This is a genomic window from Enterococcus malodoratus ATCC 43197 (assembly GCF_000407185.1).
Lineage (GTDB): Bacteria > Bacillota > Bacilli > Lactobacillales > Enterococcaceae > Enterococcus_A > Enterococcus_A malodoratus.
The window spans coordinates 784,878-810,655 of the sequence record NZ_KE136483.1 but is presented as its reverse complement, the minus strand read 5'-3'; the positions used below and the strand labels follow the sequence as shown (position 1 = coordinate 810,655).

General features: G+C 38.4%; 28 protein-coding genes. 3 read left to right on the top strand and 25 right to left on the bottom strand.

All coding sequences use genetic code 11. The features are described 5' to 3' along the window. Nucleotides 1-310: 310 nt before the first annotated feature. Nucleotides 311-790, top strand: coding sequence for an arginine repressor (locus I585_RS19310; RefSeq protein WP_010740341.1), 480 nt, complete (start codon nucleotides 311-313; stop codon nucleotides 788-790). 35 nt (nucleotides 791-825) lie between these two features. Here I585_RS19310 and argS read toward each other — a convergent pair whose 3' ends face one another. The 11 genes from argS to galE all read right to left on the bottom strand — a co-directional run bounded on the left by argS (nucleotide 826) and on the right by galE (nucleotide 12,717). Continuing rightward, nucleotides 826-2,517: an arginine--tRNA ligase gene (gene argS, locus I585_RS19305; protein ID WP_010740342.1), complete on the bottom strand. Its 1,692-nt coding sequence runs from the start codon at nucleotides 2,515-2,517 to the stop codon at nucleotides 826-828. Nucleotides 2,518-2,911: 394 nt separating this feature from the next. After that, nucleotides 2,912-3,925 carry an ornithine carbamoyltransferase gene (gene argF / locus I585_RS19300; protein WP_010740343.1) on the bottom strand — a complete coding sequence of 338 codons (1,014 nt, stop codon included), beginning with the start codon at nucleotides 3,923-3,925 and terminating at the stop codon, nucleotides 2,912-2,914. A 150-nt stretch (nucleotides 3,926-4,075) separates the two neighbouring features. After that, nucleotides 4,076-5,422: a cation:dicarboxylate symporter family transporter gene (locus tag I585_RS19295; protein ID WP_010740344.1), complete on the bottom strand. Its 1,347-nt coding sequence runs from the start codon at nucleotides 5,420-5,422 to the stop codon at nucleotides 4,076-4,078. A 522-nt stretch (nucleotides 5,423-5,944) separates the two neighbouring features. Then, nucleotides 5,945-6,388, bottom strand: a complete 444-nt coding sequence (locus tag I585_RS19290) for a DUF3788 family protein (RefSeq protein WP_010740345.1) — start codon at nucleotides 6,386-6,388, stop codon at nucleotides 5,945-5,947. 34 nt (nucleotides 6,389-6,422) lie between these two features. Next, a complete protein-coding gene (gene tsaD / locus I585_RS19285) occupies nucleotides 6,423-7,445 on the bottom strand; it encodes a tRNA (adenosine(37)-N6)-threonylcarbamoyltransferase complex transferase subunit TsaD (protein WP_010740346.1) in 1,023 nt (340 codons plus the stop codon). After that, the gene (gene rimI / locus I585_RS19280) at nucleotides 7,438-7,863 is read right to left on the bottom strand and encodes a ribosomal protein S18-alanine N-acetyltransferase (RefSeq protein ID WP_034709427.1); all 426 of its coding nucleotides are present in this window, start codon (nucleotides 7,861-7,863) and stop codon (nucleotides 7,438-7,440) included. The genes tsaD and rimI (I585_RS19280) overlap by 8 nt, the downstream gene beginning before the upstream one ends. 1 nt (nucleotide 7,864) lies before the next feature. After that, nucleotides 7,865-8,413, bottom strand: a complete 549-nt coding sequence (gene rimI, locus I585_RS19275) for a ribosomal protein S18-alanine N-acetyltransferase (RefSeq protein ID WP_010740348.1) — start codon at nucleotides 8,411-8,413, stop codon at nucleotides 7,865-7,867. Then, nucleotides 8,397-9,104, bottom strand: a complete 708-nt coding sequence (tsaB, locus tag I585_RS19270) for a tRNA (adenosine(37)-N6)-threonylcarbamoyltransferase complex dimerization subunit type 1 TsaB (RefSeq protein WP_010740349.1) — start codon at nucleotides 9,102-9,104, stop codon at nucleotides 8,397-8,399. Before tsaB ends, rimI (I585_RS19275) begins: the two co-directional genes overlap by 17 nt. Before the next feature lie 134 nt (nucleotides 9,105-9,238). Continuing rightward, nucleotides 9,239-10,222 (bottom strand): LacI family DNA-binding transcriptional regulator, encoded by a 984-nt coding sequence (locus I585_RS19265; RefSeq protein WP_010740350.1) that lies wholly within the window; start codon nucleotides 10,220-10,222, stop codon nucleotides 9,239-9,241. A 12-nt stretch (nucleotides 10,223-10,234) separates the two neighbouring features. Further along, the gene (gene galT / locus I585_RS19260) at nucleotides 10,235-11,716 is read right to left on the bottom strand and encodes a UDP-glucose--hexose-1-phosphate uridylyltransferase (protein WP_010740351.1); all 1,482 of its coding nucleotides are present in this window, start codon (nucleotides 11,714-11,716) and stop codon (nucleotides 10,235-10,237) included. Between the two features lie 11 nt (nucleotides 11,717-11,727). Next, on the bottom strand, nucleotides 11,728-12,717 hold the full coding sequence (gene galE, locus I585_RS19255) for a UDP-glucose 4-epimerase GalE (RefSeq protein WP_010740352.1): 990 nt from the start codon (nucleotides 12,715-12,717) through the stop codon (nucleotides 11,728-11,730). A gap of 222 nt (nucleotides 12,718-12,939) precedes the next feature. Between galE and I585_RS23020 the strand changes: the two genes are divergently transcribed. Further along, entirely contained in the window at nucleotides 12,940-13,107 is a 168-nt protein-coding gene (locus I585_RS23020; protein WP_010740353.1) for a DUF3042 family protein, read from the top strand. Nucleotides 13,108-13,136: 29 nt separating this feature from the next. On the opposite strand, the gene I585_RS19250 is transcribed toward I585_RS23020, so the two are convergent. The 12 genes from I585_RS19250 to I585_RS19195 form a co-directional block, all read right to left on the bottom strand. After that, nucleotides 13,137-14,906 carry an FAD/NAD(P)-binding protein gene (locus tag I585_RS19250; protein ID WP_010740354.1) on the bottom strand — a complete coding sequence of 590 codons (1,770 nt, stop codon included), beginning with the start codon at nucleotides 14,904-14,906 and terminating at the stop codon, nucleotides 13,137-13,139. Between the two features lie 110 nt (nucleotides 14,907-15,016). Further along, the gene (yidA, locus tag I585_RS19245; RefSeq protein WP_010740355.1) at nucleotides 15,017-15,829 is read right to left on the bottom strand and encodes a sugar-phosphatase; all 813 of its coding nucleotides are present in this window, start codon (nucleotides 15,827-15,829) and stop codon (nucleotides 15,017-15,019) included. Nucleotides 15,830-15,992: 163 nt separating this feature from the next. Further along, nucleotides 15,993-16,394, bottom strand: coding sequence for a rhodanese-like domain-containing protein (locus I585_RS19240; protein ID WP_010740356.1), 402 nt, complete (start codon nucleotides 16,392-16,394; stop codon nucleotides 15,993-15,995). A gap of 26 nt (nucleotides 16,395-16,420) precedes the next feature. Beyond that, nucleotides 16,421-17,377, bottom strand: coding sequence for an ROK family glucokinase (locus I585_RS19235; protein WP_010740357.1), 957 nt, complete (start codon nucleotides 17,375-17,377; stop codon nucleotides 16,421-16,423). Between the two features lies 1 nt (nucleotide 17,378). Beyond that, nucleotides 17,379-17,585, bottom strand: a complete 207-nt coding sequence (locus I585_RS19230; RefSeq protein ID WP_010740358.1) for a YqgQ family protein — start codon at nucleotides 17,583-17,585, stop codon at nucleotides 17,379-17,381. A 143-nt stretch (nucleotides 17,586-17,728) separates the two neighbouring features. After that, a complete protein-coding gene (locus I585_RS23780) occupies nucleotides 17,729-18,262 on the bottom strand; it encodes a DUF1697 domain-containing protein (protein WP_010740359.1) in 534 nt (177 codons plus the stop codon). A gap of 47 nt (nucleotides 18,263-18,309) precedes the next feature. Next, nucleotides 18,310-18,978 carry a rhomboid family intramembrane serine protease gene (locus I585_RS19220; protein ID WP_010740360.1) on the bottom strand — a complete coding sequence of 223 codons (669 nt, stop codon included), beginning with the start codon at nucleotides 18,976-18,978 and terminating at the stop codon, nucleotides 18,310-18,312. 35 nt (nucleotides 18,979-19,013) lie between these two features. Then, a complete protein-coding gene (locus I585_RS19215) occupies nucleotides 19,014-19,550 on the bottom strand; it encodes a 5-formyltetrahydrofolate cyclo-ligase (RefSeq protein ID WP_010740361.1) in 537 nt (178 codons plus the stop codon). Between the two features lie 56 nt (nucleotides 19,551-19,606). Further along, nucleotides 19,607-20,602, bottom strand: coding sequence for a GDSL-type esterase/lipase family protein (locus tag I585_RS19210; protein ID WP_010740362.1), 996 nt, complete (start codon nucleotides 20,600-20,602; stop codon nucleotides 19,607-19,609). Nucleotides 20,603-20,632: 30 nt separating this feature from the next. After that, nucleotides 20,633-21,613, bottom strand: a complete 981-nt coding sequence (locus I585_RS19205) for a FecCD family ABC transporter permease (protein WP_010740363.1) — start codon at nucleotides 21,611-21,613, stop codon at nucleotides 20,633-20,635. Next, nucleotides 21,610-22,593 carry a FecCD family ABC transporter permease gene (locus tag I585_RS19200; protein ID WP_010740364.1) on the bottom strand — a complete coding sequence of 328 codons (984 nt, stop codon included), beginning with the start codon at nucleotides 22,591-22,593 and terminating at the stop codon, nucleotides 21,610-21,612. Before I585_RS19200 ends, I585_RS19205 begins: the two co-directional genes overlap by 4 nt. A 3-nt stretch (nucleotides 22,594-22,596) precedes the next feature. Further along, nucleotides 22,597-23,385 (bottom strand): ABC transporter ATP-binding protein, encoded by a 789-nt coding sequence (locus tag I585_RS19195; RefSeq protein ID WP_010740365.1) that lies wholly within the window; start codon nucleotides 23,383-23,385, stop codon nucleotides 22,597-22,599. A gap of 159 nt (nucleotides 23,386-23,544) precedes the next feature. On the opposite strand from I585_RS19195, the gene I585_RS19190 reads away from it, so the two are divergent. Beyond that, nucleotides 23,545-24,471, top strand: coding sequence for an ABC transporter substrate-binding protein (locus I585_RS19190; RefSeq protein ID WP_010740366.1), 927 nt, complete (start codon nucleotides 23,545-23,547; stop codon nucleotides 24,469-24,471). A 58-nt stretch (nucleotides 24,472-24,529) separates the two neighbouring features. Here the strand turns inward: I585_RS19190 and I585_RS19185 are convergent, their stop codons facing one another. Then, entirely contained in the window at nucleotides 24,530-25,261 is a 732-nt protein-coding gene (locus tag I585_RS19185) for a DUF6681 family protein (RefSeq protein ID WP_010740367.1), read from the bottom strand. Further along, the gene (locus tag I585_RS19180) at nucleotides 25,258-25,668 is read right to left on the bottom strand and encodes a hypothetical protein (RefSeq protein ID WP_010740368.1); all 411 of its coding nucleotides are present in this window, start codon (nucleotides 25,666-25,668) and stop codon (nucleotides 25,258-25,260) included. Before I585_RS19180 ends, I585_RS19185 begins: the two co-directional genes overlap by 4 nt. Nucleotides 25,669-25,778: the final 110 nt, after the last annotated feature.

Here is a 25,778-nt window from a genome sequence, read left to right as displayed (position 1 = left end):
TTTATGTGTATAGTCGCCCACACACAATTAGTAATTATACAAGAGTCTTTTTGATAAATCAATCTTTTTTATTTATACTATGTATGATTAATATTTATCAAGGAATACTGTTTAAAAAAACTTTTTCTGCTATACTGAGTGCATAATTATCATTTAGTATGCTGGTTCTGTCTTTGGCAGGATCGGTTAGGACATACCTCTCAATAAAAAAATTTTAGAATTGTCCCTTAAAATGATTTATGGCATTGAAGATCAAATTAAATTTTTGATTAAAAATTTAATTTATTACTATCGATTAAGGAGATTTTTTATGCGAAAAAAGGACCGTCACGAACTAATTAAACAAATTATTTCGGAAAACCCGATCCGAAATCAAAATGAATTAATGGATTATCTACAACAATTTCATGTTTCCGCCACACAAGCGACCATTTCGCGAGATATTCGTGATTTGAAGATTGTCAAGACTATTGACGATACCGGCAAACCACGCTTCGAACTTTTTCAGGATCATCAAGTGCCTACCGAAGACGATGATATCAAACGTCTAATCCGCATGACTAACGAAGTAATCGTGAAAGTCGACACAGTACAGTTTATGACCATCGTTAGTACCCTGCCAGATAATGCGCACTTACTAGCCTCTGTTTTAGATGACCTTTCAAGCGAGTTAATTGTTGCTACGATGGCGAGTTTTGATACTATCATCATTATCTCGAGGGCACCCGAAGACGCAGCTCAAGTTGCCACCTTCTTACAAGATCCAACCAGTACATCCATTTTTAATTAGAAAAAAACCGGAGAAGATATTCTCCGGTTTTTTGTTTACATTTTATTTGGTGCATGAACACCTAATAAGCGTAAATCTTCTTTTAAAATTACTGTTACTGCGTGAACCAGCGCAAGCCGCGCCTCTTTTTGTTCATCATCAACCAAAATTTTCGTATGTGCGTAATACTTGTTGAACGCTTGAGCCAATCTAATTGAATGTTTCGCAATAACGGATGGTTCATATTGATCTGCCGCTTGCATCACAACTTCCGGATAGCTTTGCAACAATTTGATAATCTCCCAGCTATCAGAATCATTCAATGCATAAACCGTTTCTGCATCTACTGTAAACCCAGCTTTTTCTAAGATACTCTTAGCACGAGCGTGAGTATATTGAACGTATGGGCCTGTTTCCCCTTCAAAACGAACAACCTCTTCCAAATTGAAATCAAAGTTATTCAAACGATCATTTTTTAGATCATGGAAAATGACCGCACCGACACCAACTTGATGCGCAACTTCTTCTCTGTTCGGCAAATCAGGATTTTTCTCTTGGATTTGCGCTAACGCAGAATCTTTTGCTTCGTTTAAAACCTCTTCTAGTAAAACGATTTTTCCTTTACGTGTAGATAATTTCTTGCCATCTTTCGTAATCAACCCAAAAGGAATATGAACCATTTCGTCTGACCAATCAAAGTCCATTTCTTTAAGGACCGCTTTTAATTGTTTGAAATGTCCGCTTTGTTCATTTCCTACAACATACAATGATTTAACAAAGTTATACTCCCGTTTACGATAAAGCGCTGCGGCTAAATCACGAGTGATGTATAGGGTCGCACCATCAGATTTTTTGATCAATGCTGGATTCAAATCATATTTTTCAAGGTCAACAATTTCAGCGCCTTCATTCGTTTGCAGCAAGTGCTTTTCTTCTAACATTGTTACAACTTCATCCATCTTGTCATTGTAGAAAGCCTCACCATTGTATGAATCAAAGTCAATTTCTAACATACCATAAATTTTGCTGAATTCTTTCAATGATTCACTGCGGAACCATTTCCACAAATTTAAAGCCTCTTCATCATTTTCTTCTAGGCGTTTGAACCAAGCCCTCGCATCATCATTTAATTCAGGCTCTTCCTCAGCCTTTTCATGAAATTCTACATATAGACGTAATAGTTCAGTGATCGGTTCGGCCTTAACTTTTTCCTCAGAGCCCCATTTTTTATAGGCAACGATCAATTTACCAAATTGTGTTCCCCAGTCACCCAAATGATTAATCTTAATCGGATTGTAGCCAATTTTACTCAAAATCAAACTAATTGAATTACCAATTACCGTTGAACGCAAATGTCCCATTGAAATTGGTTTGGCAATGTTTGGCGAAGACATATCAATAGTAACATTACCTTCATTTCCAATATTGCTGTCGCCAAAATGCTTTTCTTCTTTTGCAATTTGCTTTAAGACCATACTTGAAATGACTTCTTTTTTCATAAAAAAGTTCAAATAGGGTCCAACAACTTCGATTTTTTCAAATGTTTCTGGATTGATTTTTTCAGCTAACTCTGCGGCGATTTGCTGCGGCGCTTTACGGAACACTTTTGCCAAGGAAAAGGCTGGAAATGCAACATCTCCATGATCCACTGACTTAGGATTTTCTAACAAACGCTCCACTTCCGGCAACGTAAGGTTATCCTTGACCACTTCAAAAACAGCTTGTGCAACGATTTCTTTATTATTCATCCAAAATTCCTCCTTTTATTGTACGGCTGACTCCTAATACAGAAATCATCTTTAAATACCAGAAAAACGAGTCTGATTTCTATTTCGCCTACGGTTCAATTAATAATTTGAAAATTTAAAGCAGAACTCGCAAAAAAAGTCTCTGATGTATAATAACATCAGAGACGAGAATTCCCGCGGTACCACTCTTATTGTCGTAAACGACCAACTCAGACTATAACGGTAGCTGCCGATTCACCTCAAAAGTGCGCCCTCTATTTTTGTTTATCCGGCTCTCACCTGCCCGAACTCGCTGCAAAACAGACCATAGACTTCTCTTTTTCATCGATGAAATAATTATCTGGCATTTATACTAACAGAAATTTCTTCATCTGACTAGTCAAGATAGCTTTTTTTATGCTTTAGGAATGAATAGATTGCCTAATGTCGCAGCCATCACCGCTTTAATTGTATGCATACGATTTTCAGCCTGTTGGAATTGCAATGCATTCTCCCCACGAAAGACTTCGTCAGTGACCTCCATTTCTGATAAACCATATTTTTCTTTGATTTCCTCGGCTACTTCTGTTTCAAGGTCATGGAAGGCTGGCAAACAATGTAGGAAAATCGTTTCGTTCTTTTGTGTTTTTGCCATTAATTCTTGATTAACTTGATATGGCAGCAATAAATCAATCCGTTCTTTAAAGGCATCTTCCTCTCCCATTGACACCCATACATCAGTATAAATAATATCTGCCTGTACAACACCTTGGGCAATATCATCTGTGACCAAAACTTTTGCTTTTGAATCTTCGGCATATTTTTCAGCCATAGCAATCAAATCTTGTTCTGGGAATAGTTTTTCCGGAGTCACAATCGAAATATTTACACCTAAAATCGCGCTAGTAATCAATAGAGAATTAGCTACATTATTTCGTCCGTCACCCACATAAGCCAAAGTTAATCCTTCTAATTTTCCAAAGTGTTCCTTAATTGTTAAAAAGTCGGCAAGCATTTGTGTCGGATGCCATTCATCGGTCAAGCCATTCCAAACCGGCACACCTGAGTGTTCAGATAAAGCCTCAACAGCTTTTTGCGAAAAGCCACGATACTCAATACCATCAAACATGCTGCCTAAAACCTTCGCAGTATCTTCGACAGATTCTTTTTTTCCTAGTTGAATATCGTTTTTGCCTAAATACTCAGGATGAGCACCTAGATCATAGGCTGCCGTAGTGAAGGCCGCGCGCGTACGAGTCGATGTTTTTTCAAATAATAATGCAATATTCTTTCCAGCTAAATATTTATGCGAGATATTTTGTTGTTTCAGCATTTTCAGATGCGCTGCAAAATCAATTAGGTAAAGTAATTCATCTTTAGTAAAGTCGATTTCTTTTAAAAAGCTTTTCCCTTGAAAGATATTCGTCATAATAATTCCTCCGTTTTTGAATATTAATTCGCATATAACGTTAGTAATTCATTTTTATTCATAATAACTGAATAAAGAGAAATTTTCAACCTCATTCTATAATTGTTTAGATAAAAAACTTCCTCAAAAAGTTTTGAGGAAGTAATCAAGTTATTTCACTTGTGATAATTTAATCCTGTTTAGCTTGCATGTAACCGCACTGGCTACTACGCCGCCATTTAGATTAATTGCGGTACGCCCCATATCAATTAATGGTTCCACTGCAATAAAGACTCCTACCAATCCAACTGGCAATCCTAAAGCTGATAGAGAAATGATCGTAGCGACCGTACCGCCTCCGCCAGTCCCTGCAATACCGAAAGATGTCATTGCAATAATGAATCCAGCGTAAAGTAAAAATTGCGGAGATAGAGGATTTATATTTTGTGTCATAGCAACAATGGCGATAATGATTCCTGGATACACCCCCGCACAACCATTCATTCCCATGGATGTCGCAAAAGAAGCAGCCAAACTTGACACTCCTCGCGGAATATTCAATTCGTCCTGCATTTCAATATTCATCGGCATTGATCCGGCACTCGACGCAGTAATGAATGCAAAAGAAAGAACCGGAAAGGCCTTTGCTAAATATCGAACTGGTGGCAATCCACAAATTGCTAAAATCAACAATTGAATTAAAAACATGATCAACATTCCAATATAGGAAACCGCGAAGAATTTAGCTAACTTTAAAACTGCTGTTACATCATTATTAATAATGGTTGCGGTCATAATCGTTAATACAGCATAAGGTGCATAAGAAATAAATAGACGAACTACAGACATGATAATTTCATAAGCACTATCAAGAAAATCCTTAAATAATTGAGCCTCTTTGACTTTCTTATCCTTGATTTTTAAATAGGCAATTCCTAAAAAGAATGCAAAGATGACTACTCCTAAAGTAGCGCTCGGCCTTTGACCGGTCAGATCAAAGAATGGATTCGATGGGAAAATCGCAATAATTTTTTGCGGCATCGTCAATGTTTGTTCCCCGCCAGAAACATAACTTTGCTGAATCTCATTTGCTGAATGCAACGCTGTTTGCGAAATATTAAAAGAGTCTCCGTCGATATTTGAGAAGTAACCAGTTATAATACCGACAATTCCTGCGATACCAGCGGTTACGATTAGCGTGCCAATTATCGACATTCCAACTTTCAAGACATTTGTTTTGATTTCAATCTTAGTAAACGCTAATAAAACACAAACTAGAATTAAAGGAACAGCAATCATTTGTAATAATTTTACATAAACACTACCGATAATCCCGATCCAATCAGATAGAATGACACCGTCTGATTTTGACAGCACTTGACTGAAGATCAAACCTAAAATAATTCCGATAGCCAAAGCCGTTACGACACGTTTAGAGAAAGACCATTTTTTTTGTTTTAAATAGATCAAACCATACAAACAACCTAACACGATAAGAAAAGATACTGCTAATAACACCCAATCACTCCATTTCAAATTGTTTATTAAAGATCACCGATCTTTCAATCTGAGTCTCCAAAAGATAAAGCATTCGTCAATTAAGCGATTTCATTTTTGTTCCGCAAGTGATTGATTTCACATTGACAACGATGGCTTTTTGTAAAGAACATGAATTTACTCCCTTAGAAACTCTAAGTTCCATTTTTGATCAAAGTCAATTTCGATGTAAGCTCATATTCCTTCACCTCCGTTTTGCTATCTTTCACTTGCAAAAAATAGTATAAATTTATAACGATTGTTACTCAATTAAGATAAGAGATTTTTCACGAAAATGCACAACCTTTTTTCATATATCGATATTAAAAAAATTACCTCTTTTCATTTTTGAGCTTATAAAAAGACATAAATAATTTTTAACAATCCCTTTACTAAAGGAATATTTACTCTCTTTTTGCTTTAATCTCTGAAAATGAAAGTTTGTGATTTTACTTTTTCTGCACAGAAAAAAACGGCTAAGGTTTAGCCGTTTGGATAATTATTTCATTTTTTTCTTAATTTCCGAACACGTAGAGCTATCAGATATTGGAGGTCTTCAAAAGCCTGCTCAGAGTTAGCATCGACAATAAACCAATATCCACCCATGACAGGTTTGCTTTCATTAAATGTTTTTTGCACTTGTTCAGACATCAAAGGAATACTTTCCGATAGTTCTTCTTCAAAAAGATCCGACACAACGACCATCATCCTCACAGAACCCTCTCGAAAATAAATTGTGCCAAAATTTCCACCATATCTTTTAGCCTTTAAGTGCCAACCACCGAACTTTCCTTTTTCTTTTGAGTATTCAATAGAAAATTTAGGTTGGTACTCCTCAGACAAATAATCTAATAGTCTTTCAAAATATGTATCAGCGCCAAACTTCTTCATCTGTTCTAGTGTCGGCTGATTGTCTATTGAAAATTTTTCTTGCCAATTTGTATCCATCATATCGCCTCCTTCAACATAGTATAGCAAGGGGCTAGATATGTTGAAAAGCTAAACTTGGATTCGCATTCAAACTCATTCCAGCAAAGTGGTGTTTTTGCAATTCAACATGCGCGGCAGCACCAATCATCGCCGCATTGTCTCCACATAAGCGCAATGGTGGAACAATCAGTTTTACTTCAGGCACTTCTGATTCAATTGTACTAGACATTTTTTCCCGCAATCCTTGATTAGCTGCTACCCCACCAGCTACTATCAACTGTTTAACTGGATAAGTTTTACATGCCCTAATCGTCTTTGCAACTAAAACATCAATGACACTTGCTTGAAAACTTGCTGCTAAATTATTGTGATCTAATACCTCGCCACGTTGTTCCGCATTATGAGTCAAATTGATGAACGCACTTTTTAACCCACTAAAGCTGAAATCAAAATTATCCTCTTTCATCATCGCACGAGGAAAGTTATACGTATCTGATCCTTGATGGGCCAGCTCATCAATCTCTTTTCCACTAGGATAATTTAATCCTAATACACGACCGACTTTATCATATGCTTCACCAGCTGCATCATCGCGAGTCTCACCAATTATTTCAAACGAACCGTTTTCTTTCATATAGACTAATTCCGTATGACCACCGCTAACAAGTAATGCCATCAGTGGGAATTCTAAAGGTTCAACTAAACGAGCCGCATAAATATGACCTGCCATATGATTGATTGGCAGTAGCGGCAAACCATTTGCCCAAGCAAAAGCTTTCGCTGCACTCAGCCCGATCAACAACGCGCCAACCAGACCTGGTCCATAAGTTACTGCCACTGCTCGAAGATCCTTAGCAGTAACATTTGCTTCATTCAATGCTTCTTCGATGCAAATCGTAATTTGTTCAACATGATGCCGACTAGCCACCTCAGGTACAACGCCGCCAAAACGCTTATGACTTTTTATCTGTGAAGCAACAATATTAGATAAAATTTTTTCACCATTTTCGATTACCGCAACACTAGTTTCGTCACAGCTACTTTCAATTGCCAAAATAAGTTCTGTTTCATTCATCTGTTTTTCCTACTTTCAAAGACATCAGTACCGCATCTTCTTGAGGGGACTGATAATAATTTTTCCGCAGTCCAATTTCCTGAAAACCGAACTTTTCATAAAAAAGACGCGCCTCTTGGTTCGAAGCACGTACTTCTAAAAAGATACTCGCTATTTCCTGAAATTCTGCATGTTCAATCAGGCGTTTCATTAGCTCTCTACCGTGACCTCGACCCTTGATTTTGGTCGCAATATTAGTAATTTCTATTTCGTCGCAAACCTGATGGAATCCTAAAAAAGCTACAATTTCTGACTCTTGAGTGAAATAGTGACTATGAGACTGCTTCATATCGCTAGCAAATTGAGCCACAGTCCATGGAGACTCATGAGCGTACGCCATTTGAGTGATCTCCCAGAATTTCTTTGCTAAATCTTCCAACTTATTTCACTTCCAAACGTTTGATCATGTCCAAAGCATCTTCATTATTCTCAGTATAGTAGTTCTTGCGAATATTTCGAGCAGAGAATCCTAACCTTCGATATAAACGTTGGGCATCAGTATTGCTGAGCCTTACTTCCAGGGAGAGCGTTTCACAATCGTTCATTATAGCGAATTTTTCTACTTCGTCAATCAATAGATTGCCTATCCCGCGATTTTGGAAAGTAGTCCTCACCGCAATATTAGTAATATGCGTATCATTGCCAATCAGACGGCTGCCGATAAAACCAGCAATTTCTTCTTTTGGGGTTACGATGCAAATATACAAATGAGGGATAGGTGAATGAATTTCTGAAAGAAACGCACTTTTCGTCCAGGGAGTCTCACCAAAGTAAACATCACGTTCCAGTGCAATCAACTCCTTGATATCCTGATCAATGATTTTTCTCAATAGATATTCTTGATCACTTAAGTTTACATACTTCGCACTGAATGGGTATTGTTTCCCATACAGGATCGTCTTCACTAAACCGCTAAATTTTTTCAACATAGTTATCGTCCTCTGGTTGATGCGTCTCCAGCCATTTTTCTTCTGCCTCCACTCGTTTTAAATACTCTGGAACCAATCCATGAATATTTTCGATTGGCTTTGCGAGAAATCCTAACTTCCCTAAAATGATCCCGTTAGGTAAATTTAATTCATCTGCTTCTGACACCTCAGCATCTGATAATGCTGATTCTATTTGTTCTTTGAACTTACTTGTTTCGCCAATAAACAAGGCAGGTTCCTTAATCTGATCTAATAAATCAGGGAAGGCGATATGCTGATCCGCTGAGACATTTACCAACTGTTGGTTTTCCCAACGATAAATTCCGGCATACACATTGTTTCGACGTGCATCCATCAACGGAACAATTAATTTAGCTGTACGAGCATTTCCTGCAATGACGGCCAAACTAGAGACTGCGGTCAATTCGATTTTCAACGTCTCTGCCAATGTTTTCGCAGTGGTTACTGCGATTCGAATTCCTGTGTAAGATCCCGGCCCTTCCGCTACGACGATTCGATCCAAATCCGCTGGTTTCAGCCCACTTGCTTCCATCACAGATTCAATTGCTGGCATTAAGCTCAAACTGTGATTCATTTTTCGGTTCAATTGAAAATGAGCCAACACTTTTTCGTCCTCTAGGGCAGCCACGGCTAATGTTTGATTGGATGTATCCATCGCTAATAATTTCATAAAAGTTCATTTCCTCGCATTTAAGATAGCAATATTTTAACACAAACTATATTTGCTTTCCTACTAAGTGTTAAGAATTTCTGCTTTCCTTAATTGATAGCACAAAAAAGAGCAGCAAAGCACACTGCTCAAAATTATTTTGTCGATTCACGCTGAATCAGTTTCGTTCCCAGCATAATTTTTCTGGGTACTGGTGAAAACTCCTTGGCTAGGTCTAGAATCGTTGAAACTGCTAATTCTCCCATCCATTCGGTTTCGACTTTGATGGTTGATAATGCCGGTGATACATATTTTGCTACACTAACATCATTGAATCCAATAACAGAAATATCTTCTGGAACTCGCAGACCAGCAGCTTGAATCGCCTGCATAGCACCGACAGCAAGTGCGTCACTCGATGCAAACAATGCATTGGGTAATTCTTCTGTACTAGACAAAAATTCTGCCATTGCCGTTTTTCCTGTCTCCATGGAAAAAGCAGCTGTCAAAGTGAACTCTGGACGATATAGATTGAGTTGTTTCATCTTGTGCTTAAAAGCCATGAGTCTCGGGTCTTCGATAGGCTGTAAGTTATGCTTAGTTTTTTCTTCACCTGATAGAATCCCGATTTTTTGATACCCCTGTCGGATAAAGTGATCAATTACAAGGTTCACACTCTGATCAAAATCTACCACCAAAGAATTTAATCCCATATTCATTCCATCAAAATCAACGAGCAATAAATTCTCATCAGTTTGTTTCAACTGACGAATCTGCTCTGCATCAAACTTTCCCAAAGCGATTGTACCGTTGACTTGAATATCGGACAGTTCATTCAAAGCCTCTCGCCGAATCTGAATATTTAACTCCTCCGCCTTTTTTTCGATTCCTAAACGTATAGATAAATAATAGAGATCGGCTAATTCTTCAGCTTCGTCATACCATTGAACCAGTCGTATCACAGCTTTTCCTATTTTATTCGCACGTTTGTGTTTGGTATAATTCAAGTCCTCCGCCACTTCAAAAATGCGCTGCTTTGTTTCTTGGGCGACGGATAATTCTTGATCATAATTTAACACGCGAGAAACCGTGGCAGGAGAAACCCCTGCTAATTTTGCAATATCCCGAATAGTTGCCATCGCTGCCCCTTCCTACAAAGTTTTGATAAAACGCGTAAAGCCTTCTTGTCCTTCAACATCCCGCTTAAAAACCCCTGCGTCTTCCAACACACGAGCAAAAACAGCTCCTACTGCTTTTTGCACGACTTGAGTGACATTCTCACGAGTAAGCTGATTATTCGATTTTAAATGATCTGCCCACGCTATATGATAGTCAGCAACCTGATTTTCTTCATCCAACAAATAATTTTCAACCTCTTTTAATTCTGCCTCCAGACGTGGAGGCAAGACCGCTAACCCCATTACCTCAATCAAGCCGATATTTTCCTTTTTGATATGTTGCACATCCGGATGCGGATGGAAAATGCCATCAGGGAACTCTTTCGAGACATTATTATCACGTAAAACAAGGTCCATTTCAAAAAGATCTCCTTTTCGACGAGCAATTGGAGTGATTGTATGATGCAATGCACCATCTTCTGTCTGAGCAACGATTTGCAAGGATTCATCTGAATAAGCTTGCCACTTTTCAAATATCCTATTGGAAGCCTCGATTAATTCTTTTTGATTCTTCCCTTGCAATCGAATCACTGACATTGGCCATTTTACGATACCAGCTTTAATACTTGGATAATCCTTTAACTCAAAAGTTCGTTCCATTTCGGCTACAGCCATTGGAAATGTATGGCGGCCGCCTTGGTAGTGATCATGAGAAAGAATTGAACCGCCCACAATCGGTAAATCTGCATTTGATCCGACAAAATAATGCGGCAGAACTTCTGTAATTTTTAATAAACGTTGAAAAGTAGCTTTTGTAATCTTCATAGGACGATGTTCTTCCGACAGAATAATACAATGTTCATCATAATAAGCATAGGGAGAATACTGAAAGCCCCAGCTTTCTCCATCAAGATTCATTCGAATAATTCGATGATTGGTTCGTGCAGGATAGTTCAATCGACCTTTATACCCTTCATTTTCCATACACAGCATACATTCGGGATAATCTAATTTCACTGCCTGACGTTCTGCCGCGATTTGCTTTGGATCTTTCTCTGGCTTCGATAGATTGATCGTGATCTCCAGTTCACCGTACTCAGTTTCAGCAGGAAAAATAATATTCCGTGCGATCTCGCGTGTCTTGATATAATCATTGTCTTTGCTTAATTTAAAGAAATAATCCGTTGCTTGAACGGGATCTTTAGAGTAGTACTGAGCAAAATAAGCATTTACCACTGATGGTGGAGGTGTCATCAAATCCATCAATTGAGCTTCTAACATGTCTTTTTCTGCCTGTAAATCAGTAATTATTCCATTCTTTTCTGCTTGAACCAAAAGCCGATCCACCAGTTCCACAGCGTTCTGCGAAACAATGCGAACTTCAGCCTTTGATAAGGAATCCTCTCCGATCATAGCAATGACCCGATTTTCTAAATATAAGCGATCCATTTCCATCCAACCGCCCGATTGGATGGCTAACGTAATAAAGTCTCTGACTGTTTGACTGACTGACACGTTTTTTCCTCCTAATCTTCATATCCATGCGGGTGGCTGACATGCCAGTTCCACGCTGTTTCAATGATTGCTTTGATATCCGTGTATTCAGGATTCCAGCCTAACGTTTCTTTCACTTTATCACTTGAAGCGACTAAACGACTTGGATCACCCGCACGACGCGGTCCGATTTCAGCCGCAATCTCTTTACCCGTCACTTCACGTGCTGCATCTAACATTTCTTTCACCGAGTAACCATTATTAGAACCTAGATTAAAGAAATTGCTTGGATTGCCAGCTTTCAAGTATTCCAAGGCAAGAATATGCGCTGCGGCTAAATCCTCAACCTGAACATAATCTCGTATACATGTACCGTCTGGCGTATCATAATCATCACCGAAAATAGTCAAATGATCTCTTTGTCCCAAAGCTACTTGCAAAATGATTGGCACTAAATGTGTTTCAGGATCATGATCCTCACCGATACTTGCATCAGATTTTGCGCCAGCAACATTAAAATAGCGTAAAGCCACGTAACGCATACCATAGGCGTTGTCGCACCATTTCATCATTTTTTCCATCATTAATTTGCTTTCGCCATAGGGATTAGTTGGATTAGTCGCCACTTCTTCCGTAATTGGGGAAACACCTGGTTCACCATAAGTCGCCGCTGTCGAAGAGAAGACAATATTTTTCACGTCGAACTGTTCCATGACTTCTAGCAAGCATTCCATACCAACGACATTATTGTTGAAATACTTTAACGGTTTTTCTACCGATTCGCCGACTAACGAACTCGCTGCAAAATGAACAACGCCATCAATTGATTCTTTTGTAAAGACCTCTGTCATAAATGCTTTATCGCGACAATCACCTTCATAAAACTTTGCTTTAGAATGAACGGCCTCGCGGTGACCCGTTAATAAATTATCCACTACGATTACATCATAATTTTGTGAAACCAGCTTATCGACCGTATGAGAACCAATGTATCCTGCTCCACCTAGAACTAAAATTGCCATTTGATCTACTCCTGTCATTTTCATTTTTTTATTTAGTAAACAAATTATAATTTGTTTACTAAATAATTGCAAGGTCATTTTCCATTCGTTTAACTTTTCATTTTTTAGTTTTTGCTTCATAATAGAGATATATTAATAATTAAAGCCACTCTAGTTATAAAGCAAATGTATTTTTCAGTGAAAAAATACATTCCTTACATCTGAGAAAGGAGTGATGGAACAATGCGTAAATTTGCTTCCGGATTCTTTACTGGTACTTTAGCTGCCGCAGCGGTAGTTGCCGGCGTAGTAATGGGCGTGAAAAAGAAAGTTATTGACCCAATTGAAGAAAAAGAATCAAAAATCGATGAAAATCGTAAAAAAGCTCGCAGAAAAAGAATCTCTAGATAAAAAAGAAAGCCAACTGGCTTTCTTTTTTTCTATCTATAAATATTTTGAACGATTTGATTCGCTAAATAAAATACCCGGTCATTACTTTTGGGACGTGGCGAAGCAGCATTTAACCAATCTAGCCCTTCTAAGGGAATGCCATAACAATAAATATTTGACAGCACATCCCCGTTTTTATCTATTAATTGATGAGTCTTTCGAACAACTTTGACAGCTCCCGTTGGATGTTCCTTACCTTCAAAAGTCACACTGTGAGAGGTTAGATAGCCTTTTTCTCGCATATTGATCAGTACCTTATTTTTCGTACGTTTCAGACTAGTTGCTGGCAAGCGTGCTTCTATCAGATTTTCTCCTTTGAATATACGAGAAGTATTCTTTTTGCTGTACGCCAAAAAACTGTCTTCTGATCTTTCAACTACCATCTCTGGCGCCAAAAATTCAACGATTCCCGCTTTCGTTAAAGCTAACAATTGTTTTTGTCGAATCACAGGTGCTCCGATCGTCAAAAAACTATAATTCCGATTAAACGTACCGAAGAAATCTTCATAATACTCTTTCGGTGTAAAGTTGCCCTGATCCAACATATAATTAAAAGGTGCTTGCAGTTCTTTATATGTGTCAATCGCCGCAGCTATTGCTCCTTCTTGATTGCCCAGCTCTGCCTCAGCAATATCCTTCTTCAAGTACGTTTGAATAAAATCAGGAAAATCTTGTGAGCTGACTTCTTTTGCGGGATCAAAAAGTTTTGTCCAGTCCAAACGATCCTCGCTAGGAACTCGAAACGTATTTAAGACTTCCTCCCGATCACGTTCACGATAGAGCCGTAAAAATTCATCTAAATCAATCTCTGACTCTGCTAGTTTCTTTTGGTAATACACCAACTCAGCTTCTTTTCTTAATAAGTCAAACAGCTCTTCTGCATTTCCCTGAAACTCTCCCATGAACCCTTCTGTCAATATTTGCGGTTGAGCTTCTTCTCCAGGTTCTTTTTGATTGTTTGGACGTGCGTGGTAAGGCAGTCCTCTGCCTGAGCCTACAACTAAACGCTGCTCTTTTCCAGAAGGCTCATAAACCAGACAATTTTTTTCTTCACTGAACCTACCACCCCATTTGGCAACAAATAGTGCGATATAGTCAAAAAAACTCAGCCCTAGTCCACGAAGAATCACTGTTTCTCCTTCCTTCAAATGATCTAGACTTGTATCCGATGGATTTCCTGGTCCTTGATAAAAGAGATCATGTTTCTCAGCAAACAGCTGATTTTTGGTTTCCTCTTTGCTTAAAAGGTTCGTGGAATGACCTGTCGCTAAAATCACATCGGTCACTAAAAAAGATTGTGATGATTGAACTAGAATAGTCTCTTCTACCAGAGTTAAATCACTTACTCTCTCTTTGATTAAATTGACCGTGATATTTTTTGGTAGCCTTCTGGTTATTTCCTCATAAAACCAGTGTTGATAAACTCCATAATAGCGCCGCTGACAGTAATCATTTTTACCCAGCTTCAACTCTGATAAAAATTCTTTTCCATGTTTGAAAGAGGTTAAGTATTTTTTTGCCTCTGTCTGATTCCACTCGGCTAAATTCGGGCCTTCATCCTCAGAAAATAAGGTCACATGCTGCATTACTGTATTCATGATAACCTGATCATTTTGATTTTCACGCCAAATATTTCCGCCTGGCCCATCAGGATCAAAGAGCAATAATTCAATTTTTTCATTTTTAGATGCCTGTTTGATTAGGCGATCCAATGCAATCAAACCATATGGACCAGCCCCGATAATCGCAATTTTTTTCATACACATTCCTCATTTTTATAGATTCATCTCTTTTAGAGTAGAGAATATTTCGAGAATAAGCAATAAAAAAAAGCTTCTGATGAATTTATTCATCAGAAGCTTGCCTACCCTTATTTTATGACCCAACGATCAAAAGCTTCCTTTACACCGTCTTCCAAGTTGGTTGCGACAGTATAGTCAGCAGCAGCCTTAACTGCTTCACTAGCGTTTCCCATTGCGATACCAGTACCGGCAAAATCAATCATAGATAAATCATTTTCCGCATCGCCAATCGCCATAACCTCAGATTGTTGAATTCCTAAATGTTCACTCAATTCTTTTAAAGCCAGTCCTTTACTGGAGTTCGAATTTAGTACTTCAAGGAAAAATGGTGTACTGCGGACAATTGTATATTTTTCAAAATACTCTGCTGGAATTTTTTTAAACGCCTCACTGAGAATTTCAGGATCATCGATCATCATCATCTTAACAGCTAATACATCCTCCGCGATTTCCTCAGGTGTCCGATAAAATAGCGGCATATTAACTAAATAGGATTCTAAAATTGTATATGGGCTGATATCGCGATTTGCTGTATACATCGCCTTTTTATCCGCAATATGCAAATGAACATCTAGCAATCGTGCCAAATGATCGATCTCCAGATAATTTTCTCGCGTTAAGCTGTGTTCTGCTACGATATCCCAAGTCTTAGTGTTCAATACTAAAGCTCCATTGTACGTGATAATATAATCATCATTATTGTTTAAACCTAATACGTCCAATTGTGCTTTTGTTCCTGACAACGGGCGTCCAGTGGAAAGAACTACATAAATCCCTGCCTTGCGAGCCGCTTTAATACAATCAACCACTGGTTGATTGATTTCGTGATGATCATTCAACAATGTTCCATCCAAATCGATGGCAACTAATTTTATACTCATAGATTCCTCCTGTAAAAGTTTTCAAATTTCATGATAAGCGTAATCCATTTCTTCGTCAATCCAATCAACAACTATCGATTTCAGTAAACAAGCCATTTATCCTTTAATTTAAAATGGTCATGACCATAGAAAAACAGCTAGACAACTATCTAGCTGTTTAAAACTAATCGATTTTTTTCTGCTTCACTTTACCGGTCCATTCCTGCATTCCGCCTTTAAGGATAAACAAGTCTTTATAACCCTTTTTGCGCAGCAGATTTGCTGCACGAGCACTAACTGCTTTATTATGATCATAAATATAAACTGGTTGGTCTTTGCGTAAAGAGCTGTAAGATTCTTTTAACATACTAAATGGAAAACTACGTGCTCCTAAAATATGTTTTGCATTGAACTCATCCCGTTCACGAACATCAATAATTTGTGCCTTCCGCATTCCTGCCTGAAATTCTTCTTGGGTAATAATTTTTGCAGCTCGTCTCATCATGATTCGAACTACTAACTCATACAAACCAAATAAAACAATTACTGAGATTAATACAATATTAATTTTCCACCAAATTGACATAACTTGATTCCTCACTTACCTTTAATCTATTTTGCCAATGAAGCTGCGCCGATCACACCTGCTTCATTTCCTAACTCCGCTAATTTGATTTTTGTGCTTTCACGTACCTGTGGGAAAGTAAATTCTTTGAAATATTTTTCTATCCGGCTGCGTAAAAATTCCCCCGCTGCTGAGACACCGCCGCCGATGACAATCGTTGATGGATTCAAGGTATTTCCAAGATTTCCGCAAGCCAAACCTAAATAGAAGGTTACTTTATCAACGACCATTAGAGCCAAATCATCGCCTTCATCTTCCGCCAATTCAAAAACATCTTTACTAGTAATATCTTCACCATTATCCAAACAAGCTTTTAGTTTTGATCCGCCAGCATATTCCTCTGCAAGTTGGCGGGCAACTCTTACTACACCCGTCGCACTAGCCACTGTTTCTAGACAGCCGCGTTTTCCGCAAGTACATTCAAACCCATTTGGATCAACCGTCACATGTCCGACTTCACCGGCACAACCAGCGATGCCGTGAAGCAATTGGCCATTCATCACAATACCACCGCCAACACCAGTACCTAGAGTCATAAAAATCACGTCTGGTTCGTTTTCTCCAGCACCCTTCCAACGTTCGCCTAAGGCTGCTACATTCGCATCGTTGTCGATCGTAAATTTAATATTCGTGCCTTTTTCGATCTCGCTCTTGACTTGTTGCAAAGTTGTCCAGTTCAGATTGTATGCACCGATAACCGTTCCCGCTTCAATATCGACACTCCCTGGAGTTCCCATGCCAATTCCAATAAATTGTTCAGGTTTCATCCCATATAATGACAAATGATGATTAATTGATTCAATAATATCCGGAACAATATGCGAACCATCATCTAAAATATTTGTTTCTATACTCCACTTTTGCTGAACTTCACCAGCCTCTGTTAAAATGGCAAATTTGACAGTCGTACCACCTAAGTCAATTCCTAATAATTTTTTATCCACTCTAGTCACCTTCTCGACTTTCTTCAATGTGATGTTCTCGTTTTAAAATGCCCCAACCCTGCAAATAAGTATCGCGATCAATTACACGACTCTCATATAAATTTTTCAATTCGATCTGCATCAATTCGATATCATAAATCCGTTTTCCAACGTAAACATAAATACCAAATCGTTTCAGCAGCTGTTGTACATCATATAAACTTTCCATCAAACCACATCCTCAGTATTATACAGAAAAAAAAAACTTTTTTATAGCCCAATTTTTATTTCCTAGTTTATTTTTTAAAAACTAGTCATTTAATCCACTCTACATTTTATAGCATTCACTCGACACTCGCAAATTGAATAAGACTATTCTTTTAATAATGCCGCTAGCTTTATTACCGTTTTCCAGTTGCGCGCAGTCAATTCATCAGTTAGTTTATTCAGTTTAGGCGTTAGCTTGGAAAATCTAATGCTTCTGTCTGTAAGATAATAAATATCCTTCGACTTCACAATTGCTCGCTCACCAATTTCTGAAAGCTCCTGAGGTACCATTTCGCTTGACGAAAAATAAACATATAAATGTTCGACATTAGTCTCTTCCATCTCTGCTTCAAGAATCTCCTCGGCTGTAAACGGCAAATTTTCAATCAAAGAAAATAGTTCATCTTTCGTTCGATAGATAATCGGCACAGAAAAACCAAAACGTTCTGTAAAAGCAGCTGTAACAGTCTCTGAAAATTCACTTATCGCTTGATCACTAGAAAAGAGGAGGTTCCCGCTTTGAATGTAGCTGCGAACATCGGAAAATCCTAATTCTAAAAAAAGTTCTTTTAGCTCTTTCATTTTAACAATATTTCTTCCGCCGACATTAATCCCACGAAATAACGCTAAATATCGCATATCTTCACTCCTATACTCGTAAAAAAAGCGGACAGCTCTGTCCGCGATTATTGATACATACTAAATTTTCTTAACCCGAAGAAGACAAAGAGAACAATGGCAAAAATGAAAAACAGAACAGTAGTAACCCTTGCTCGAGTAGAAAACCGATCTTGTGAATGAGGTACTGCTACTGCCCAACCGGATAATGCCCCACCAATAATGCCTCCTAGATGTCCCCAGATATCAATCGTTGAATCGAATAATCCAAAGACTAGATTCATTAAAATGAACAAAGCAAATTGACGTGTCAACGCTTGGATCGCTCCATTGTCACGATAATGCAATCCAACTACTAAAAAGGCTCCGAATAACCCGAAGATCGCTGTACTCGCCCCGCCAGACAGTGTTGTCGGTGAGTTGAAGGCGAAACTCGCAAAATTTCCCATCACGCCGCTTAACAAATAGATTACTGCAAAACGCCAATGCCCAAAAATTGCTTCACATTGTTGCCCCATATAATAAAGAACGACACCATTTAAGGCAAAATGCATCAATCCAAAATGGATAAACATGGGTGTTATGAACCGCCAATACTGGTGTTGCCAAATAACTGATGGCGAGAACATGCCTAGTTGATTCTCAATCGATAATCCTGACAGTAAATATTGCATCAAAAAAACAATCGTATTAATTGCAAAAAGAACATACATTACATAAGGTTTATCTTTTCTCATATATCTACCTCTCTCATTCTTCGGTTACTCTTTTACTAATAAAAAAATAATTGCTGTATCGGTTGATCAAATTCTTCTATCTGCCAATCTTCCATTAGCTGCTCAGCGAAAACAAAACTGCAGGTTTTCCCTTTATAATTAGCTAAATAGCGGTCATAATATCCTCCACCAAAACCAATACGATAACCTGATCGATTAAATACTAACCCAGGAACAATCAATAAATCTAGTTCATCAGGGCTTGCGACTTTCTCAATCTCAGGCTCTTCAACGCCAAATTTTGTCGTATAATATGCCGTATCTGAGTCAACCCAGTGAAAAACCATCTTACCTTTAGGCAATGATTTAGGAACGGCTATTTTTTTCCCCGTTTTAAAAGCCCGCTGAATCAACGAAGAAGTTGGAAACTCAAATTGAGTCGCCATTGTTACGCCAATGCTGGTCGCTTCTTTCCAAATTTCACTTTCAAAAAATTTTTCAAGGATACAATCAACTTGGTCCTGTCTATTCTCGTTATCCGCAATTTTTTGCAACCGGGTAATCGCCAACTGCCGAAGTTTTTCTTTCTCCATTCATTCACCTTCTTATCTAGAAATACTAACAAAATCGAAACAAAATAAAAAGGGGATTACTCCCCTTTAACAAAATCACTAGAAATTCGACGAGCAATCGCCATTCCGCCTGCCGCATTAAAATGTAAATGGTCCTCACTATCGAATGATGGATTCAATCGTCCCGCTTCTTCTTCAACGATCGCGGAAAAGTCCCATAATTCATCATAGTTCTCAGTTAACCAATGATTTATTTCTTTTCGCAAAGCTTCTTTTACTTGATTCATCCCTGGATACCCTAAGCAAGGAGTCAAAGTGCATAGTTGATAAGTAATATCGTGTCTCTTGCAAAGTTCAATCAACTTTTGGATCATCTTTTGAAAGCTCTCTAAAGTTAGTCCGCCATTAATCAAATCGTTGACACCAAGAAACAAAATGACTTTGCTGACATTGCTGTGACTAGTCAAACAAAATTCTAATCGCTTCAAACTATCAAAGCCATAAAAAAAGTTCCGTGATTCATTTGTTGAGACATCGCTACTAGCCTTTAACAAACAGCTGCCATTGATTCCTTGATTGACCAAGTAGATCTTTTGTTTACGTAATGTTCTTTGTAATGGCGCAGTCCAAGTTGCCCCTTCAGTTAAGGAATCTCCTAAAGCGATCACACACTCTCCAGCGACTTCTGCTTCGATCGCAATTAATCCAGAGCAAAAATCAAGCGTTCTAGCTTCAGGAAAAAAATCGGCATCATTGTATGAAAAACCACTTTCGATCGATGATACTTGAAAAGAAATGTGCCATTTTTTTGCCGTAGGATCAATCGAAATAGACGGTGTTTTAAAAATCTCGCTAGAAACAATTGAAAAATCAGAAATAGTTTGCTGATTTTCATTTGTTTTAATGGTCAAATTTTGAATTTGCTGCGTTTGATTGCCATATTCATTAGCAAAAACCAAACGGATTTTTTCAACGGAATCAATTCGCCGCATCGTCAATTGAACTGTTCCTTTACTTGAACTATAGCGAGCGATTCCACGTTGCGCATGACTCCAGATAGTTGTCCAGCTCATTAGATTTCTCCTCACATAAACAATTAATTTTTAGCTTCTTTTCAGCAATCGTAAAATAAAATAAGGGGCTCCAATCAATGAAACAATGATTCCGGCTGCCATTTCACCACTAGGCAAAATGACTCTGGCCAAAATGTCACTAAATAATAATAGAAGCCCGCCGATCAAAGCGGTCATTACTAATGTTTGATTATTTTTTTTGCCTGTTAATTGGCGGGCGATATGCGGAGCAATTAGCCCGATAAAACTGATGCTCCCAGCAATTGCGACACTTGCCGCTGCAAGGCAAACGGCACAAACTAAAAAGAACAGCTGCGTTCGTTTTAGCTTAACACCTAATCCAACGGCTACCTCATCGCCTAGCTCCAACACTTCCAATGAACGCCCTCTCAATAAAACCAATGGCAATAAGCAAATAATCCAAGGAAGCAGCAACAGGACATGCTGACGAGTGGTTCCCCAAATCGTGCCTGCAAGCCATGAAGTCACGAACTGATAATTGTCTTTAGAGACACGCATCGTCCCAATGAGGGTTAATGCCGAAATCCCAGCGTTCACTGCAACTCCGGCTAATAATAAACGATTAGGTGTAATTCGTTTCGATTGGCGGCCAAAATAATAGACCAATCCAGTGGCAATAAAACTGCCTGCACAAGCGATTAGTGGCAAAAACCAGCTGCTTTCCCCGGTGGCAAAAAAACCCAAATAAATCAAAACAGTTAATCCTGCGCCGGCATTGATTCCCAAAATCCCAGGATCAGCCAAATCATTGTGAGTAATCGTTTGAAACAAATAGCCCGATACCGCCAACCCCATACCCGCTAATATTGAAACAAGCAGCCGTGGGAAACGAAAGTCAAAAACGATCAATTGTTGACTAGTACTAGCAGTTCGTTGAAAAACATGCAGTAGATCATTTAACCCTAAAGGAATCGTTCCAACTGTCAGACTAAGGAAAATACCAAAAATCAGTAGAAGAAGCAAAGTAAGCCAACCTATTCTTTTTCTCATAAGCTTCCCTTTCTAATTTGTAAAAGTAAAAATGGTACCCCAATGATCGTCACAATTACCCCGGTCGGTGTTTCCAAAGGAGGAGCTATCAAACGTGACGCAATATCCGCCAAAACAAAAAACAGAGCACCAAACAGACCTGAGGCCGGAATCACGTAACGATAATCGTGACCAATAAAAAAACGAACTACATGAGGAACAATCAATCCGATAAAACTAATGGTTCCAACTAAAGCTACCGAACTTCCGGCTAATAGTAGAACAAAAAGCATACTTAACTGACGAATTCGATTCGGTTTTTTCCCCAACGAGATCGCCGTTTCATCTCCCATGCTCAGTAACGTAACCTGTGGACTAATCAAGCAGGCTCCTAGAACTCCAATTAGAATCAACGGAAAAATCGTTTGCAATTGATTCCACGAAAGATTCGCCGTGCCTCCGACAAACCAAAAAGTCATGTCTTGGTTTAAATCAAATAACAGGCTGATGCTCTGACTAATTGCTGCAAAAAAAGAGCTCAATGCCGCGCCAAGCAGAACAATTCGCACTGGTGACAGCCCGAATGAAACTCTACTTGAAACCAAATAAATCAAAAGAATCGAAACCGAAGCTCCAAGAAATGAACCTATGACACCGGCAGTCGGCGAAGGATTTGAACTGATAGCAAAAACCAAAGCCAAGCCAAGGCCTGCTCCTGAATTTATTCCCAGCAAACCGGAATCAGCAATCGGATTAGAAGTGATCCCTTGTATTAAAGCCCCGGATATCGCAAAGCCTGCACCAACTAAAACCGCACCTATCATTCGCGGCAGACGTAAATAACGAACCAATTGTTCGCCCTGGTTATTCGGATCAAAATTTAGCAGCGCCTGCGAAACATCGGTCCATTTACTGGTAACCGCTCCATAACGCAAAGATAAGAACATTGCCGCGATGAGCAATATGAAAACGACTGGAAAGAAATATTTTCGTTTAGTCATCTTCTAGTGCTCCTTTACTAAATCATAAGCGATAACTAATGGTTTATCACTATTAGGCAGAGTGGCAAATGTCGCTTGGATATCAAAAAGATTTAACAATTTATCCGCAGTAAAAATTTCTTTGGGCGTGCCCTGAAAAATTAATTCACCCTTTTTCATCCCGAGTAAATAATCGGAAAAACGCGAAGCATGATTCAGATCATGAATCGTCATTAAAATCGTTTTTCCTTGCCGATTGATTTCTTGCAACAATTCTAAGATCTCTAATTGATGAGCGGGATCTAAAAAAGTTATTGGTTCATCCAAAATCAAAATATCCGTATCTTGCGCTAACGCCATAGCGATCCAAACACGCTGCTGCTGGCCGCCTGACAAAGTGGTCAATGTCCGTTCTTTTAACTTTTGCAAATTGGTAGCTTCCAAGGCCCAATTGATTAATTGATGATCTTGCTCTTTTAATCCAGAAAAACCCTTTTGATAAGGAAATCGGCCATAGGCAACAATTTCTTCGACAGTCAGTCCATTGATTTGACTGCTGGTCTGTGACAACGAAGCAATTTTTTGCGCGACCGTTTTAGTATCTAAACGTTGAACGTTTTCACCGTCGATAAAAACCTCACCTTTAGCAGGATCCAGAATCCGCGCCAAAGCTTTTAAAAAAGTCGATTTTCCACTGCCGTTAGGACCGATCAAACTAGTAATTTGTCCATTGGGAATTTCTACTGTAATGTCATTTACAACAATTTTTTTATTATAGCCAATCGAAAGATCAGTTGTTTTTAATTTTGTCATAGACCTTCCTCACTTCTCTGATAATCGTTCTCAATTATGACCTTCTTTTTCATCATCGTCAACTATCTATTAAAGAAAACTCACTGTTGACACCCCTTGTGCTTTCGGTAATAATATCAATTGAGAACATTTCTCAATTAACCTTGAAGGAGTTTTTTTATGTTCAAAAAAATAGTTTTAGGAACCGTTTCTCTGTTGGCGCTATTTAGCTTAGCTGCTTGTGGGCAAGGCAGTGAAAGTAAAGATACAAAAAATGATATACGGACGTTGACTGATGCACAAGATCATAAAGTCGAAATTCCCAATAAGCCCAAAAGGATCATTGCTTCATACCTTGAAGACTATCTAGTCGCTTTAGATGAAAAACCGGTCGCTCAATGGACGGTTGGTGAAGGAAAAATTCAGAATTACTTACAAGACAAACTGAAGGACATTCCAACTATCAATTACGACCTGCCTTACGAAGATGTCTTGAAATTTGAGCCCGACCTATTATTAATCGGTTCGAATGGTTCACTTGAAGGTGGAAAATATAAAGAGTATGCCAAAATTGCACCAACTTATGTTGTAAAAAATGGTGACAATGTTACTTGGCGTGATCAACTAGAGGATATCGGAAAAGTTTTAGCTAAAGAAGATAAGGCCAAAGAAGTTGAAAAAGACTATGATCAATTAGTCAAAAAAACGAAAACAGACCTGAAAGATAAAATTGAAGGAAAATCCGCGGTCGTTTTATGGGTAACAAATAATGCAGCATTCATGGTGGCAGATAATCGTTCTAGTGGTCAATTGCTTTACCAAGAACTAGGTTTTGAAGTACCTAAATTAACTAAAGATATTAGTAAAAAAGCAACGGCAGACTTTTCACAAGTCTCACTAGAAAGTTTGTCTCAATTGGATGCGGACTATATCTTCCTAGTTAATAGTGATTCCGGAGCCGAAATGTTTAAAGATCCATTATGGAGCAATATTCCAGCAGTTAAAAACAATCAATTATTTGAGTTCGATGGTGAATCTAGCTGGTTATATAACGGTCCAATTGCCTATACCAAAATGGTAGAAAGCATTCAGACCGTCTTAAAATAAAAAATGCCGTTCTGATCGAGACAGCTTCCATTCAAAGAAGCTCTCGATCAGACGGCATTTATTTTTTACTGCGACGAGTTCGCGTTGCAGCTTCTTCCGTCTTAGCCAAAAATTTTAAACGATAAGGTTCATGATAACGAACCCCATCCTTAACAAAGTCTCCTCCGACAATGAACAAACCGACTGGTCTTAATGGTTCCACTTGATGAATCGTTCCAATTGTTTCCAAGTCACGATAATTTCTACCAATCTGCAGCAGATATGTCTCTGGTGCAGTTTCTTTGACATAATAATAAGGGTACAACGTATTTTCCTCAATCAAGAAACCTTCTTCTCGCGTTAAATCGCGAGTTGTAATTTCTTGCCCATCAATTAACGCTTGAATATTTTCTACTAATTTTAGTTGATAGTCTTCGTTGAAATTAACTGGGACTTCTTTAGCCTGCTCAAAAACTTTTTTTGCTTTTATAGATTTTTCATTTTGAATGTTGAAAGCATCATCCGGAAGATACTTAACAAAAAGCTGAGTAACATCTCCCTTTAGATTTTTATCCAAAAAGTAATAGAAAAAGTTCAGAACAAAGAAATAGACCAATCCGATGAAGACCAAACTATAAAGCACTAATTGAAGATAATTTTGATTAAGCCACAGTCCATAAATAATCCGCAAAATATAGATTGTCGGTATGGCACTCAGCAAAGTGTATCCGCGATTCGAATACTTAGGACTAATGTCCAAAAAACCTAGAAACTTATTTATTCCATTAATAATATCTAATAATAGGGTCATTGATCATCACTCGTTTCTGGATTAACTTGTTCATTAGCTGGTTGTTGTTGTGTCGGCGTGGTCTGAGACTCTTCCGATGATGTCTGTGGACTCACGGAGGTACTGCTAGACGGTGCCTGTGTGCTTTGAACTGCATTATTATTAGCCGCCGTAGAATCTTCTTCTATTGTATTTCTTGCATTGGCGTCTTGATTGGATGCTGATTCCTCTGTCGTACTTGTTTCACTGATAACGCTATTTGAATGACGAGAAGAATCGGTCGTTTGTGCGCTCGTAGATTCTGTCGTAGGTGTTGTTGCTTTAACTTGACGATAACTGGAATTATTTAAGATCCCTGAAGTCGTTGCGATCAAAATTGACAATGTCAAAAGAGCAATTGGTTTCAAAATCGGTGGAACTTTACGCATGTGATCCTTCCTTTCTAAAAAGTTTTCTTTAATACTTAGTTTTATCACTGGAAGGTTAGCTTTTGTTTAGGAATCTATGAAGATTTTATGTAGATTTCCAAAAAAACATC

Bases quoted from the DNA above. Each gene is read 5' to 3' on its own strand.
- I585_RS19215 (WP_010740361.1), bottom strand. From the start codon at position 19,550: ATGGAGAAAGAAAAACTTCGGCAGTTGGCGATTACCCGGTTGCAAAAA.
- galE (WP_010740352.1), bottom strand. From the start codon at position 12,717: ATGGCAATTTTAGTTCTAGGTGGAGCAGGATACATTGGTTCTCATACG.
- yidA (WP_010740355.1), bottom strand. From the start codon at position 15,829: ATGAGTATAAAATTAGTTGCCATCGATTTGGATGGAACATTGTTGAAT.
- I585_RS19265 (WP_010740350.1), bottom strand. From the start codon at position 10,222: ATGGCAACTATTCGGGATATTGCAAAATTAGCAGGGGTTTCTCCTGCC.
- I585_RS19195 (WP_010740365.1), bottom strand. From the start codon at position 23,385: ATGACAAAATTAAAAACAACTGATCTTTCGATTGGCTATAATAAAAAA.
- rimI (WP_010740348.1), bottom strand. From the start codon at position 8,413: ATGTTGAAAAAATTTAGCGGTTTAGTGAAGACGATCCTGTATGGGAAA.
- I585_RS19310 (WP_010740341.1), top strand. From the start codon at position 311: ATGCGAAAAAAGGACCGTCACGAACTAATTAAACAAATTATTTCGGAA.
- I585_RS19290 (WP_010740345.1), bottom strand. From the start codon at position 6,388: ATGGATACAAATTGGCAAGAAAAATTTTCAATAGACAATCAGCCGACA.
- argF (WP_010740343.1), bottom strand. From the start codon at position 3,925: ATGACGAATATCTTTCAAGGGAAAAGCTTTTTAAAAGAAATCGACTTT.
- I585_RS19185 (WP_010740367.1), bottom strand. From the start codon at position 25,261: ATGACCCTATTATTAGATATTATTAATGGAATAAATAAGTTTCTAGGT.
- I585_RS23780 (WP_010740359.1), bottom strand. From the start codon at position 18,262: ATGCGATATTTAGCGTTATTTCGTGGGATTAATGTCGGCGGAAGAAAT.
- I585_RS19200 (WP_010740364.1), bottom strand. From the start codon at position 22,593: ATGACTAAACGAAAATATTTCTTTCCAGTCGTTTTCATATTGCTCATC.
- I585_RS19205 (WP_010740363.1), bottom strand. From the start codon at position 21,613: ATGAGAAAAAGAATAGGTTGGCTTACTTTGCTTCTTCTACTGATTTTT.
- I585_RS19250 (WP_010740354.1), bottom strand. From the start codon at position 14,906: ATGAAAAAAATTGCGATTATCGGGGCTGGTCCATATGGTTTGATTGCA.
- I585_RS23020 (WP_010740353.1), top strand. From the start codon at position 12,940: ATGCGTAAATTTGCTTCCGGATTCTTTACTGGTACTTTAGCTGCCGCA.
- I585_RS19230 (WP_010740358.1), bottom strand. From the start codon at position 17,585: ATGGAAAGTTTATATGATGTACAACAGCTGCTGAAACGATTTGGTATT.
- argS (WP_010740342.1), bottom strand. From the start codon at position 2,517: ATGAATAATAAAGAAATCGTTGCACAAGCTGTTTTTGAAGTGGTCAAG.
- tsaD (WP_010740346.1), bottom strand. From the start codon at position 7,445: ATGAATGAAACAGAACTTATTTTGGCAATTGAAAGTAGCTGTGACGAA.
- I585_RS19210 (WP_010740362.1), bottom strand. From the start codon at position 20,602: ATGAGCTGGACAACTATCTGGAGTCATGCGCAACGTGGAATCGCTCGC.
- I585_RS19220 (WP_010740360.1), bottom strand. From the start codon at position 18,978: ATGAGAAAAGATAAACCTTATGTAATGTATGTTCTTTTTGCAATTAAT.
- I585_RS19240 (WP_010740356.1), bottom strand. From the start codon at position 16,394: ATGTCAATTTGGTGGAAAATTAATATTGTATTAATCTCAGTAATTGTT.
- I585_RS19190 (WP_010740366.1), top strand. From the start codon at position 23,545: ATGTTCAAAAAAATAGTTTTAGGAACCGTTTCTCTGTTGGCGCTATTT.
- tsaB (WP_010740349.1), bottom strand. From the start codon at position 9,104: ATGAAATTATTAGCGATGGATACATCCAATCAAACATTAGCCGTGGCT.
- I585_RS19180 (WP_010740368.1), bottom strand. From the start codon at position 25,668: ATGCGTAAAGTTCCACCGATTTTGAAACCAATTGCTCTTTTGACATTG.